The 12,768-nt window shown below is 62.6% G+C and carries 11 protein-coding genes; 1 reads left to right on the top strand and 10 read right to left on the bottom strand.

What is annotated here, in order from left to right; translation table 11 throughout:
- Nucleotides 1–13: 13 nt before the first annotated feature.
- From rplB to rpsL, 9 genes are all read right to left on the bottom strand, one after another.
- The gene (rplB, locus tag AC07OZ_RS11910; protein ID WP_067278854.1) at nucleotides 14–838 is read right to left on the bottom strand and encodes a 50S ribosomal protein L2; all 825 of its coding nucleotides are present in this window, start codon (nucleotides 836–838) and stop codon (nucleotides 14–16) included.
- A complete protein-coding gene (gene rplW, locus AC07OZ_RS11905; RefSeq protein WP_495467316.1) occupies nucleotides 838–1,152 on the bottom strand; it encodes a 50S ribosomal protein L23 in 315 nt (104 codons plus the stop codon). Before rplW ends, rplB begins: the two co-directional genes overlap by 1 nt.
- Complete coding sequence (rplD, locus tag AC07OZ_RS11900; RefSeq protein WP_431259526.1) at nucleotides 1,149–1,769, bottom strand: 50S ribosomal protein L4; 621 nt, start codon at nucleotides 1,767–1,769, stop codon at nucleotides 1,149–1,151. Before rplD ends, rplW begins: the two co-directional genes overlap by 4 nt.
- Nucleotides 1,769–2,440 (bottom strand): 50S ribosomal protein L3, encoded by a 672-nt coding sequence (rplC, locus tag AC07OZ_RS11895; protein ID WP_495467378.1) that lies wholly within the window; start codon nucleotides 2,438–2,440, stop codon nucleotides 1,769–1,771. The genes rplD and rplC overlap by 1 nt, the downstream gene beginning before the upstream one ends.
- A gap of 308 nt (nucleotides 2,441–2,748) precedes the next feature.
- The gene (gene rpsJ / locus AC07OZ_RS11890; RefSeq protein ID WP_067278868.1) at nucleotides 2,749–3,063 is read right to left on the bottom strand and encodes a 30S ribosomal protein S10; all 315 of its coding nucleotides are present in this window, start codon (nucleotides 3,061–3,063) and stop codon (nucleotides 2,749–2,751) included.
- Nucleotides 3,064–3,197: 134 nt separating this feature from the next.
- Nucleotides 3,198–4,388: an elongation factor Tu gene (gene tuf / locus AC07OZ_RS11885; protein WP_377158110.1), complete on the bottom strand. Its 1,191-nt coding sequence runs from the start codon at nucleotides 4,386–4,388 to the stop codon at nucleotides 3,198–3,200.
- Between the two features lie 159 nt (nucleotides 4,389–4,547).
- Nucleotides 4,548–6,650 carry an elongation factor G gene (fusA, locus tag AC07OZ_RS11880; protein ID WP_495467315.1) on the bottom strand — a complete coding sequence of 701 codons (2,103 nt, stop codon included), beginning with the start codon at nucleotides 6,648–6,650 and terminating at the stop codon, nucleotides 4,548–4,550.
- 69 nt (nucleotides 6,651–6,719) lie between these two features.
- Nucleotides 6,720–7,190 (bottom strand): 30S ribosomal protein S7, encoded by a 471-nt coding sequence (rpsG, locus tag AC07OZ_RS11875; protein WP_067070490.1) that lies wholly within the window; start codon nucleotides 7,188–7,190, stop codon nucleotides 6,720–6,722.
- A gap of 160 nt (nucleotides 7,191–7,350) precedes the next feature.
- Nucleotides 7,351–7,725 (bottom strand): 30S ribosomal protein S12, encoded by a 375-nt coding sequence (gene rpsL, locus AC07OZ_RS11870; RefSeq protein WP_067278874.1) that lies wholly within the window; start codon nucleotides 7,723–7,725, stop codon nucleotides 7,351–7,353.
- Nucleotides 7,726–7,959: 234 nt separating this feature from the next.
- Here rpsL and AC07OZ_RS11865 point away from each other — a divergent pair, with 234 nt between their 5' ends.
- Nucleotides 7,960–8,463: a PIN domain-containing protein gene (locus tag AC07OZ_RS11865; protein WP_495467314.1), complete on the top strand. Its 504-nt coding sequence runs from the start codon at nucleotides 7,960–7,962 to the stop codon at nucleotides 8,461–8,463.
- Between the two features lie 87 nt (nucleotides 8,464–8,550).
- Here AC07OZ_RS11865 and rpoC read toward each other — a convergent pair whose 3' ends face one another.
- On the bottom strand, nucleotides 8,551–12,768 hold the full coding sequence (gene rpoC, locus AC07OZ_RS11860; RefSeq protein ID WP_495467313.1) for a DNA-directed RNA polymerase subunit beta': 4,218 nt from the start codon (nucleotides 12,766–12,768) through the stop codon (nucleotides 8,551–8,553).

Here is a 12,768-nt window from a genome sequence, read left to right as displayed (position 1 = left end):
GTTGGTCTACCCCTTACTTCTTGCGACGCGAGACGATGAAAGTCTGCGTGCGCTTGTTGTTGCGAGTGCGGTAGCCCTTCGTCAGGGTGTTCCACGGCGACACAGGGGCCTGACCTTCACCCGTACGACCCTCACCACCACCGTGCGGGTGGTCGACCGGGTTCATGGCGGTACCACGCACGGTCGGGCGGATGCCCTTCCAGCGGATGGCACCGGCCTTGCCGTACTGGCGCAGGCTATGCTCTTCGTTGCTCACTTCACCGATGGTGGCGCGGCAGTCGATGTGCACGCGGCGGACTTCGCCGGAGCGCAGACGGATCTGAGCGTACGAACCATCACGCGCCATCAGTACCACGGAGGTGCCGGCAGAGCGAGCGATCTGGGCACCCTTGCTCGGCAGCAGTTCCACGCAATGGATCGTCGAACCCACGGGAATGTTGCGGATGGGCAGCGTGTTCCCGACCTTGATCGGGGCCTCGGCGCCGCTCAGGATCGTCGAACCGACTTCCAGGTTGCGCGGAGCAATGATGTAACGCCGCTCGCCGTCGGCGTAGCACACCAGCGCGATGTGGGCCGTACGGTTCGGGTCGTACTCGATGCGCTCGACCTTCGCCGGGATGCCATCCTTGTTGCGACGGAAGTCCACCACGCGGTAGTGGTGCTTGTGACCACCGCCCTTGTGGCGCATCGTGATGTGACCGTTATTGTTACGGCCGGAATTCTGCTTCTGGGGCTCCAGCAGCGAAGCCTCGGGAGCGCCCTTGTGCAGGTGCTTGTGCACCACCTTCACCACGCCACGACGGCCAGGCGAAGTCGGCTTGACTTTAACGACGGCCATTACGCAGCCTCCCCGGAGAAGTTGAGCTCCTGGCCAGCCTTCAGCGACACGTACGCCTTCTTGACGTGGTCGCGACGGCCTTGACGGCCACCGAAGCGCTTGGTCTTACCCTTGACGTTGACGACGTTGACCGCATCGACCTCGACCTTGAACATCAGTTCAACGGCGGCCTTGATCTCGGGCTTCGTCGCGTCGCGCAAGACCTTGAACAGGACTTGGTTGTGCTTTTCGCCAGCCATCGTGGCCTTCTCGGACACGATCGGAGCGAGCAGCACCTTGGCCAGACGGCCATCAGCAAACTTGAGCGCGCTCATGCCAGCATCTCCTTCAGTTGCTCGATCGCAGCCTTCGTCACCAGGACCTTCTTGTAGAAGACCAGCGACAGCGGATCGACATAACGCGGCTCGACGACCAGCACGTTCGGCAGATTGCGCGAAGCGAGCAGCAGGTTGTCGTCCACCGAGTCGGAGATCACCATGACGTGATTCAGACCCATGCCCTTGAGCTTGGCAGCCAGCAGCTTGGTCTTCGGGGCTTCAATCGAGATCGAGTCCACGACGGCCAGACGACCTTCACGGGCCAGCTGCGACAGGATCGCGGCCATGCCAGCGCGGTACATCTTCTTGTTCAGCTTGTGCGAGAAGTTCTCGTCAGGCTTGTTCGGGAAGATGCGACCGCCCCCACGCCACAGCGGCGAGGAGGTCATACCAGCACGCGCGTTGCCGGTGCCCTTTTGACGGAACGGCTTCTTCGTCGAGTGACGGACTTCAGCGCGGGTCAGTTGGGCGCGAGTGCCTTGACGGGCGTTGGCCTGATAAGCCACGACCACCTGGTGCACCAGGGCTTCGTTGTAATCACGAGCGAAAAGGGTGTCGGGAGCGTCGACCTTCGACGTCGCCTGACCCTGCTCATTCAGGAGCTCGAGTTGCATCAGTTGGCTCCCTTCTTGGTCTTGACCTTGACGGCCGGACGGATCACGACGAATCCTTCCTTCGCGCCAGGAACGGCACCACGGACCAGCACCAGCTGGCGGGCTTCGTCGATGCGGACGACATCCAGGTTCTGGACGGTCACGGTGACGTCGCCGAGGTGGCCGGACATCTTCTTGCCCGGGAACACGCGACCCGGATCCTGCGCCATCGAGATGGAGCCAGGGACGTTGTGCGAGCGGCTGTTACCGTGCGAAGCGCGCTGCGAACCGAAGTTGTGGCGCTTGATGGTGCCTGCGAAGCCCTTACCGATCGAGGTGCCTTGCACGTCGACCAGTTGGCCGGCGGCGAGCAGCGTCACGGGGACTTGAGCGCCAGCCTTGTATTCGGCGGCGACCGCGGCATCCACGCGGAATTCTTTGATGATTTCACCGGCTTCAACACCAGCCTTGGCGAGGTGACCCGCTTGCGGCTTGGTAACGCGGGACGCCTTGCGAGCGCCGTACGTCACTTGGATGGCGCTGTAGCCGTCGGTTTCTTCGGTCTTGACCTGGGTCACGCGGTTGTTGGACACGTCCAGCACGGTCACGGGGACGGTATCACCGTCGACCGTGAACACACGCATCATGCCCACCTTGCGGCCCAGCAATCCGAGACGATTGCTAAGACTCATGGTTTTCTCCTGACCCCGAACGCTTCGACGGAGACACCGCCGCGCGCCTGAAGTCATTTCACACACCCGACATCGATTGGCCGGGCCGACAAGCATCGCTCCTTCGATGAGGACAGGGGTAAAGGCCCCAAACCTCTTCAACGGCGATGCGACGAAGCCGCGCAAGGAAATCCCGGCGCGGAAAAGCTGCGGAGTATAGCGTCAACCCTGACTACACCGCAAGCTGGGTGACACTGCCGCCCAAAGAAAAAGGCGACCCGAAGGTCGCCTCCCAGAGAGCCGCCGGACCGCTCCGGCGCCCGACTGAATTACTGCAGCTTGATTTCGACGTCCACGCCGGCCGGCAGGTCCAGCTTCATCAGCGCGTCGACCGTCTTGTCGGTCGGATCGACGATGTCCATCAGACGCTGGTGGGTGCGGATTTCAAACTGATCGCGCGACGTCTTGTTGACGTGCGGCGAACGCAGGATGTCGAAACGCTCCTTGCGTGTCGGCAGGGGCACGGGACCCTTGACGATCGCGCCGGTGCGCTTGGCGGTTTCCACGATTTCCAGAGCCGATTGGTCGATCAGCTTGTAATCGAAGGCCTTCAGCCGGATGCGGATCTTTTGCTTGGTAGACATGACTTTTCCTTCAAAGAGCGACGCGATGCGCGAGGCATCGCGGAGGCAGCGATGGCGCCGCCGAGTTGGGGACGCGTCACCCACCGAGATGGGTGGTGCGCCTCACCGGTACCCGACGGGTACCAGCAAAAGATTTACTCGATGATGGTGGCCACGACGCCCGAGCCGACGGTACGACCGCCTTCACGGATGGCGAAGCGCAGACCCTGCTCCATGGCGATCGGAGCGATCAGCTTCACGGTGATGCTGACGTTGTCGCCAGGCATGACCATTTCCTTGTCCTTCGGCAGCTCCACGGCACCGGTCACGTCCGTCGTGCGGAAGTAGAACTGGGGACGGTAGTTGTTGAAGAACGGGGTGTGGCGGCCGCCCTCTTCCTTGCTCAGAACGTAGATCTCAGCGGTGAAGTGGGTGTGCGGCTTGATCGAGCCGGGCTTGGCCAGCACTTGGCCGCGCTCGACGTCTTCACGCTTGGTGCCGCGCAGCAGGATACCGACGTTGTCGCCAGCTTGACCCTGGTCCAGCAGCTTGCGGAACATTTCCACGCCGGTCACGGTCGTCTTCTGGACTTCGCGGATACCGACGATCTCGATTTCCTCGCCGACCTTGATGATCCCGCGCTCGACACGACCCGTCACCACGGTGCCACGGCCCGAGATCGAGAACACGTCTTCCACCGGCAGCAGGAATGCGCCGTCAACGGCACGGTCCGGCTGGGGGATGTAGGTGTCCAGCGCGTCCGCCAGGCGCATGATGGCCTGCTCGCCCAGGTCGCCCGTGTCGCCTTCCAGCGCCAGCTTGGCCGAACCCTTGATGATCGGCGTGTCGTCGCCCGGGAAGTCGTACTTGCTCAGCAGCTCGCGGACTTCCATCTCCACCAGCTCCAGCAGCTCGGCGTCGTCCACCATGTCGCACTTGTTCAGGAAGACGATGATGAACTTCACACCAACCTGACGTGCCAGCAGGATGTGCTCGCGGGTCTGGGGCATCGGGCCGTCAGCGGCCGAGCACACCAGGATCGCGCCGTCCATCTGCGCCGCACCCGTGATCATGTTCTTCACATAGTCAGCGTGCCCCGGGCAGTCCACGTGCGCGTAGTGGCGGTTGGCCGTCTCGTACTCGACGTGCGCGGTGTTGATCGTGATGCCACGCGCCTTTTCTTCCGGCGCCGCGTCGATCTGGTCGTACGCCTTGGCTTCGCCGCCGAACTTCTTCGACAGCACCGTCGCGATCGCCGCCGTCAGCGTCGTCTTGCCATGGTCAACGTGGCCAATCGTGCCCACGTTCACGTGCGGCTTGGTACGTTCAAACTTGCCTTTTGCCATTTCAATTCTCCAAAAAGAGCATCTGCCCGGTCTGTTGGTTTAGCGTTTCCGCAGTGTCCTGACACCCCGACGACCGGCAACCGGGAGGAATCACTGCGAAGACGATTCGATGATCGAAAAACGAAACGAGCCGGTACTCGAAAGCACCGGCTCATGCCATCACTTCGCGCGAGCGGTGATGATCGCGTCGGCGACGTTCTTCGGAGCTTCGCTGTAGTGCTTGAACTCCATCGTGTACGTCGCGCGGCCTTGCGTGGCCGAACGCAGCGAGGTCGAGTAGCCGAACATCTCGGACAGAGGAACTTCCGCCTTGATGATCTTGCCACCGCCGATCATGTCGTCCATGCCTTGCACCATGCCGCGGCGGCTGGACAGATCGCCCATCACCGTACCAGCATAGTCTTCCGGCGTTTCGACTTCCACGGCCATCATCGGCTCGAGGATGACCGGGCTGGCGCGACGGCAAGCTTCCTTGAAGCCCATCGAGGCAGCCATCTTGAACGCGTTTTCGTTCGAGTCCACGTCATGGTACGAACCGAAGGTCAGCGTGACCTTCACGTCCACGACCGGGTAGCCGGCCAGCACGCCGTTCGGCAGGCTGTCGATGACGCCCTTCTCGACGGCGGGGATGAACTCGCGAGGCACCACGCCGCCCTTGATGGCGTCGACGAACTCGAAGCCCTTGCCGGCTTCTTGCGGCTCCAGCGAGAACACGACGTGACCGTACTGGCCCTTGCCGCCAGACTGACGCACGAACTTGCCTTCAACGTCGGTCACCGACTTGCGAACCGTCTCGCGGTAGGCCACCTGCGGCTTGCCCACGTTGGCTTCGACGCCGAATTCGCGCTTCATGCGGTCGACGATGATTTCCAGATGGAGCTCGCCCATGCCGGAAATGATGGTCTGACCAGACTCCTCGTCAGTGCGCAGACGGAAGGACGGATCTTCGGCAGCCAGACGACCCAGCGCGATACCCATCTTTTCCTGGTCGGCCTTGGTCTTCGGCTCGACGGCCTGCGAGATCACGGGCTCCGGGAAGACCATGCGCTCGAGCGTGATGATGCTGTCGGGGTCGCACAGGGTTTCGCCCGTGGTGACGTCCTTCAGACCCACGCAGGCAGCGATGTCGCCCGCCAGAATTTCCTTGATTTCCTCACGCTGGTTGGCGTGCATCTGCAGGATCCGGCCGATGCGCTCCTTCTTGCCGCGGACCGGGTTGTAGACGGTCGCGCCAGACTGCAGCACGCCCGAATAGACGCGCACAAAGGTCAGTTGGCCGACGTACGGGTCGGTCATCAGCTTGAAGGCCAGCGCCGAGAACTTCTCTTCGTCGGTACGCTGACGCGAGATCGGCTGGTCATCTTCGTCCGTGCCCGAAACCGGCGGGATGTCCAGCGGCGACGGCAGGAAGTCGATGACGGCGTCCAGCATGCGCTGCACACCCTTGTTCTTGAACGCGGTGCCGCACAGCATCGGCTGGATCTCGGTCGCGATGGTGCGCTTGCGGATTGCGAGCTTGATTTCTTCCTCGGTCAGGTCACCCGTCTCGAGGTACTTGTTCATCAGCTCTTCAGTGGCTTCCGCGGCGGCCTCGACCATCTTCTCGCGCCATTCGTTGGCGGTGTCGACGAGGTTGGCCGGGATGTCCTGGTACTCAAACTTCATGCCCTGGGACGCTTCGTCCCAGATGATGGCCTTCATCTTGAGCAGGTCCACCACGCCGGTGAAGTTCTCTTCAGCGCCGATGGGGATCACGATCGGGACCGGGTTCGCCTTCAGGCGAGTCTTCATCTGGTCCACGACCTTGAAGAAGTTGGCACCGGTACGGTCCATCTTGTTCACGAACGCCAGACGCGGCACACGATACTTGTTGGCCTGGCGCCAGACGGTTTCCGACTGGGGCTGCACACCGCCGACGGCGCAATACACCATGCAGGCGCCGTCCAGCACGCGCATCGAACGCTCGACTTCAATCGTGAAGTCCACGTGTCCGGGGGTGTCGATGATGTTGAAGCGGTGCTCAGGGTAGGACATGTCCATGCCCTTCCAGAAGCAGGTCGTCGCGGCCGACGTGATCGTGATGCCGCGCTCTTGTTCCTGCTCCATCCAGTCCATCGTGGCAGCGCCGTCGTGCACTTCACCGATCTTGTGGTTCACACCGGTGTAGTACAGGATGCGTTCCGTCGTGGTGGTCTTGCCGGCATCGATGTGCGCCGAGATACCGATGTTGCGGTAGCGCTCGATGGGGGTCTTGCGGGACATGGTGTCACTCCAAATGCATGGAGCCGCCATCGGGTCAGTAGTAACCCGAGGCGGCCAGAGAGGTCTTGATTAGAAGCGGAAGTGCGAGAACGCCTTGTTGGCGTCTGCCATGCGGTGGACTTCATCGCGCTTCTTCATCGCGCCACCACGGCCTTCGGAGGCCTCCAGCAGTTCGTTGGCCAGACGTTGGGCCATCGACTTCTCACCGCGCTTGCGCGCGGATTCCTTCAACCAGCGCATGGCGAGGGCCAGACGGCGGACGGGGCGAACTTCCACGGGAACTTGGTAGTTCGCACCGCCAACGCGGCGGGACTTCACTTCGACCATGGGCTTCACGTTGTTGATCGCGATCATGAAGATCTCGAGCGGGTCCTTGCCGGACTTTTGCTCGACTTGCTCCAGCGCGCCATAAATGATGCGCTCGGCAACAGCCTTCTTGCCCGATTCCATGATGACGTTCATGAACTTGGACAGATCAACGCTACCGAACTTCGGGTCCGGCAGGATCTCGCGCTTGGGTACTTCGCGACGACGTGGCATGGGATTCTTCCTTCAATGCTTCAGTTGGTCAGGGCTCTCGCCCCGCCGGGGATCTCCACCGACATCTGGGGGGATCCACTTACTCGGCTGCCGGTGCACAGGCACTCGGGCCGCAAATATTCGATGACCTCTCGGCCACCAAGACCTTGGCTGTAGAGCCTTACTTCTTCGGGCGCTTCGCGCCGTACTTGGAACGCGACTGCTTGCGATCCTTGACGCCTTGCAGGTCGAGCGAACCGCGCACGATGTGGTAACGCACACCCGGCAAGTCCTTGACCCGGCCGCCGCGCACGAGCACGACGCTGTGCTCTTGCAGGTTGTGGCCTTCACCGCCGATGTACGAGATGACCTCGAAACCGTTGGTCAGGCGCACCTTGGCGACCTTACGAAGCGCCGAGTTCGGCTTCTTCGGGGTGGTGGTGTACACGCGGGTGCAGACGCCACGACGTTGCGGGCACGACTGCATGGCCGGCGACTTGGATTTCGTCACCTCGGTCTCACGACCGTGGCGAACGAGCTGATTGATGGTTGGCATAAGTAACTTGTTCCCGTTTGAAGTCACAACCCCAGCCGGCCCTGGCCTTCCGGACGCCCGCGAGATCGAGGGCCTTCCACAAGCGACAAAAGCGCAGCGCCTTGCGGCACCACGCTCGAATCAACCCCGGATCGGTTCGAAACCTGGACTCGGGACGCATCAAGACATGCTGGAGAGCCGGCGATTGTAGGCGAGTTCAACCGAAACACACAAGGCGCTATGCTCCCGGACCCTATGAACGACGCCAACGCCACCGCTTTTCCGCTGCATCCGGACAACGCCGACACCCCCGTGCCGCTGGTCGTCCTGGACACGCAAATCGTGATGGATTGGCTGGTCTTCGACGAAGCCACCCTGGCGCCCCTGATCGCAGCCATTGTAAGCCGGCGCTTACTTTGGGCCGCAACGCTGGCCATGAAGGGGGAGCTTCTCCATGTGATCGGCCGCGGCGTAGCCGCGCGCTATGCACCGGATCTCGCCCACATCGATAAAGCCTTCGAACAGCACTGCCGCTTCGTTGACGAGCCGCAACTCGGCATCGCGCGCCCGCGCTGCAGTGACACCGACGACCAGAAGTTCATCGATCTCGGCCTGGCTTTGGCCGCCTCGCGGCCGACGAGCTTGATCTCCCGAGACCGGGCCGTGCTCAAGGTGGCCAAACGTGCCGCGAAGCTCGGACTGCCCATCCTGTCTCCTGCGGCCTGGCTGAAGTTGAACGCGGCACCCTCTCCACCCTGATTTCTTCGCCCAATGAAAAAGGCTGCCGCCCTTGCGGGACGGCAGCCTTCGGATCGAGCCGCAAGCGGCTCGATGCTGTCGGTGCGTTTACTCGTTGGCGCCGGCGTCGCTAGCCGCGTCAAGCGCGGACAGCTGGACGGCCGCCATCTCCTCGGCTTCCTGGATGGCGATGGAACGGCGCTCGGCGTCGTCCATTTCTTCCTTGGCGCGACGCGCCTGATGGAAGGCCATACCCGTGCCGGCAGGAATCAGGCGACCCACGATGACGTTCTCCTTCAGACCACGGAGTTCGTCGCGCTTGCCCATGATCGCGGCTTCGGTCAGCACGCGGGTCGTTTCCTGGAACGACGCCGCGGAGATGAACGAGTCCGTCGACAGAGAAGCCTTCGTGATGCCCAGCAGCACGTCGGCGTGCGTGACCGTCATCTTGCCCTCGCCACGAAGGCGGTCGTTGGTGTCCAGCAGTTCCGAACGCTCGACCTGCTCGCCGGCGATGTAAGCCGAATCGCCCGGGTTGACGATCTGCACGCGGCGCAGCATCTGGCGAACGATCACCTCGATGTGCTTGTCGTTGATCTTCACGCCCTGCAGACGGTACACGTCCTGCACTTCGTCGACGATGTAGCGCGCCAGCTCTTCGATACCCAGCAGACGCAGGATGTCCTGCGGATCTGCCGGACCGTCGACCACCAGTTCGCCACGGTTCACCACTTGGCCTTCGTGCACCAGGATGTTCTTTTCCTTGGGCACCAGCAGCTCGTGCTTGCGACCTTCCGGATCGGTGATCTCGAGGCGGACCTTGCCCTTGGTCTCCTTGCCGAACGAAACCGTACCGGTCTGTTCCGCCAGGAAGCCGGCGTCCTTCGGCGAACGGGCTTCGAAGAGCTCGGCAACACGCGGCAGACCGCCGGTAATGTCGCGGGTCTTCTGACCTTCCACCGGGATACGCGCCAGCACTTCACCAGGAGCCAGCTCCTGACCGTCGCGGATCTGAACCAGCGAGCCGACCTGGAAGCCGATCGTCACCGAGTGATCGGTACCGGGGATCTTCACTTCCTGGCCATTGGCGTCCAGCAGCTTGACCTGCGGGCGGATGACCTTGGCAGCGCCGCGGCGCTTCGGGTCGATCACGACCAGGGTGGACAGACCCGTCACTTCGTCGACCTGCTTGGCCACGGTGACGCCTTCCTCGACGTTCTCGAACTTCGCCTGACCGGCGAATTCCGTGATGATCGGGCGGGTCAGCGGGTCCCAGGTCGCCAGGATGGTGCCGGCCTTGATGGTCTGGTCAGCCTTGATGTTCAGCAGGGCGCCGTACGGCACCTTGTGACGCTCGCGCTCACGGCCGTGCGGATCGGAGATGATGATTTCGCCGGAACGCGAGATCACCACCAGTTCGCCCTTGCCGTTCGTGACGTAGCGCATCGTGGCGTTGAACCCGATGATGCCGTCCGACTTCGCTTCCACGCTCGAGGCCACCGCCGCACGCGACGCCGCGCCACCGATGTGGAAGGTCCGCATCGTCAGCTGGGTGCCGGGTTCACCGATCGACTGAGCAGCAATGACGCCGACCGCTTCGCCGGTGTTCACCATGCCGCCACGACCCAGGTCGCGGCCATAGCACTTCGCGCACAGGCCGAAACGGGTGCCACAGGTCAGCGGAGTACGGACCTTGACCTCGTCCACGCCGGCAGCTTCCAGCATGTCCAGGATGTCTTCATCCAGCATGTTGCCGGCGGTCAGCAGAACGCCTTGCGTTTCCGGATGCACGACGTCGATCGCAGCCACGCGTCCCAGGATGCGGTCACGCAGAGACTCGATCACCTCACCGCCTTCCACCAGGGCGCGCATGTTGATGCCGTTGTCGGTGCCGCAATCGGATTCGGTCACGACCAGATCCTGCGTCACGTCGACCAGACGGCGGGTCAGGTAACCCGAGTTCGCGGTCTTCAGCGCCGTGTCCGCCAGGCCCTTACGAGCACCGTGGGTGGAGATGAAGTACTGCAGAACGTTCAGGCCTTCGCGGAAGTTCGCCGTGATCGGCGTCTCGATGATGGAGCCGTCCGGCTTCGCCATCAGGCCGCGCATGCCGGCCAGCTGACGGATCTGCGCCGCGGAACCCCGCGCGCCCGAGTCGGCCATCATGTAGATCGAGTTGAAGGACTCCTGCTCGACTTCCTTGCCGTGGCGGTCCAGGATCTTCTCCTTGGACAGCTGCGACATCATCACCTTGCCGACCTCGTCACCGGTCTTGCCCCAGATGTCGACGACCTTGTTGTAGCGCTCGCCGGCGGTCACGAGACCCGAGACGTACTGCTGCTCGATCTCCTTGACTTCCTTCTCGGCGCGGTCGATCAGCTCGACCTTCTGCTTGGGCACGAGCATGTCATCGATGGCGATCGAGATGCCCGCGCGCGTGGCCAGCTTGAAACCGGCCTGCAGCAGCTTGTCTGCCAGCACCACGGTTTCCTTCAGGCCGCACTTGCGGAAGGACGTGTTGATCAGCTTCGAGATTTCCTTCTTCTTCAACGCCTTGTTGATGTTGGAGAAAGGAAGGCCCTTGGGCAGGATCTCGGACAGCAGCGCGCGACCGACGGTGGTATCCGTCAGCTTGGTCTGGGCGACCCACTCGTCGCCTTCCTTGACGTACTCGGTCAGACGCACGCCGATCTTGGCGGTGATCTCCACCGCGCCGTTTTCCAGCGCGCGGATCATCTCGGGGATGTCCGAGAAGATCATGCCCTCGCCCTTGCCGTTGGTGCGTTCGCGGGTCGCGTAATACAGACCCAGCACCACGTCTTGCGACGGCACGATCGACGGTTCACCCGAGGCCGGGAACAGCACGTTGTTCGAAGCCAGCATCAGCACGCGGGCTTCCATCTGCGCTTCGATCGACAACGGCACGTGGACGGCCATCTGGTCACCGTCGAAGTCGGCGTTGAACGCCGCGCAGACCAGCGGGTGCAGCTGGATCGCCTTGCCTTCGATCAGCACCGGCTCGAACGCCTGGATGCCCAGGCGGTGCAGCGTCGGCGCGCGGTTCAGCAGGACCGGATGCTCCTTGATGACCTCTTCCAGGATGTCCCAGACGACGGGGGTGCCGCTCTCGACTTCCTTCTTCGCGGCCTTGATCGTGGTCGCGATGCCCATCGCTTCCAGGCGCGAGAAGATGAAGGGCTTGAACAGCTCCAGCGCCATCAGCTTCGGCAGGCCGCACTGGTGCAGCTTGAGCGTCGGGCCCACGGTGATGACCGAACGACCCGAGTAGTCGACGCGCTTGCCCAGCAAGTTCTGACGGAAACGACCGCTCTTGCCCTTGATCATGTCGGCCAGCGACTTGAGGGCACGCTTGTTCGCGCCGGTCATCGCCTTGCCGCGGCGACCGTTGTCCAGCAGCGAGTCGACGGCTTCCTGCAGCATGCGCTTTTCGTTGCGCACGATGATCTCAGGGGCCTTCAGCTCGAGCAGACGGGCCAGGCGGTTGTTGCGGTTGATGACGCGGCGGTACAGGTCGTTCAGGTCCGACGTCGCGAAGCGGCCACCGTCCAGCGGCACCAGCGGACGCAGGTCCGGCGGCAGCACCGGCAGCACTTCCAGCACCATCCAGTTCGGCTTGATGCCCGAGCGCTTGAAGGCTTCCATCACCTTGAGGCGCTTGGAGTTCTTCTTGATCTTCAGCTCGGAGCCGGTCATGTCGTTGCGCAGGCGGTCGATCTCGACGTCGAGATCCATTTCCGCCAGCAGCTTCTGGATGCCTTCGGCGCCCATCAGCGCGATGAACTCGTCACCGAACTCGATGCGCTTCGCGTCGTAGTCGTCCTCGGACATGATGCTGAACTTCTTCAGCGGGGTCATGCCCGGGTCCACCACCACGTACGCTTCAAAGTACAGCACGCGTTCGATGTCGCGCAGCGTCATGTCGAGCACCAGGCCCAGACGCGACGGCAGCGACTTCAGGAACCAGATGTGCGCGCACGGCGCGGCCAGCTCGATGTGACCCATGCGCTCACGGCGCACCTTCGTCTGGGTGACTTCGACGCCGCACTTCTCGCAGATCACGCCACGGTGCTTCAGGCGCTTGTACTTGCCGCACAGGCACTCGTAGTCCTTGATCGGGCCGAAGATCTTGGCGCAGAACAGGCCATCACGCTCCGGCTTGAACGTCCGGTAGTTGATGGTCTCGGGCTTCTTCACTTCACCGAACGACCACGAGCGGATCTTCTCGGGCGAGGCCAGCCCGATCTTGATCGCGTCGAAATGTTCGTCCGGCGTGAATTGCTTGAACAGGTCCAACAAACCCTTCAT

Source organism: Roseateles sp. GW821-FHT09G03 (assembly GCF_059416045.1).
The sequence above is the reverse complement of the archived record's forward strand: the minus strand, read 5'-3'. Positions and strand labels throughout refer to the sequence as shown.

Coding starts and splice junctions, on each gene's coding strand:
- rplB (WP_067278854.1), bottom strand. CDS start 838: ATGGCCGTCGTTAAAGTCAAGCCGACTTCGCCTGGCCGTCGTGGCGTG.
- rplW (WP_495467316.1), bottom strand. CDS start 1,152: ATGAGCGCGCTCAAGTTTGCTGATGGCCGTCTGGCCAAGGTGCTGCTC.
- rplD (WP_431259526.1), bottom strand. CDS start 1,769: ATGCAACTCGAGCTCCTGAATGAGCAGGGTCAGGCGACGTCGAAGGTC.
- rplC (WP_495467378.1), bottom strand. CDS start 2,440: ATGAGTCTTAGCAATCGTCTCGGATTGCTGGGCCGCAAGGTGGGCATG.
- rpsJ (WP_067278868.1), bottom strand. CDS start 3,063: ATGTCTACCAAGCAAAAGATCCGCATCCGGCTGAAGGCCTTCGATTAC.
- tuf (WP_377158110.1), bottom strand. CDS start 4,388: ATGGCAAAAGGCAAGTTTGAACGTACCAAGCCGCACGTGAACGTGGGC.
- fusA (WP_495467315.1), bottom strand. CDS start 6,650: ATGTCCCGCAAGACCCCCATCGAGCGCTACCGCAACATCGGTATCTCG.
- rpsG (WP_067070490.1), bottom strand. CDS start 7,190: ATGCCACGTCGTCGCGAAGTACCCAAGCGCGAGATCCTGCCGGACCCG.
- rpsL (WP_067278874.1), bottom strand. CDS start 7,725: ATGCCAACCATCAATCAGCTCGTTCGCCACGGTCGTGAGACCGAGGTG.
- AC07OZ_RS11865 (WP_495467314.1), top strand. CDS start 7,960: ATGAACGACGCCAACGCCACCGCTTTTCCGCTGCATCCGGACAACGCC.
- rpoC (WP_495467313.1), bottom strand. CDS start 12,768: ATGAAGGGTTTGTTGGACCTGTTCAAGCAATTCACGCCGGACGAACAT.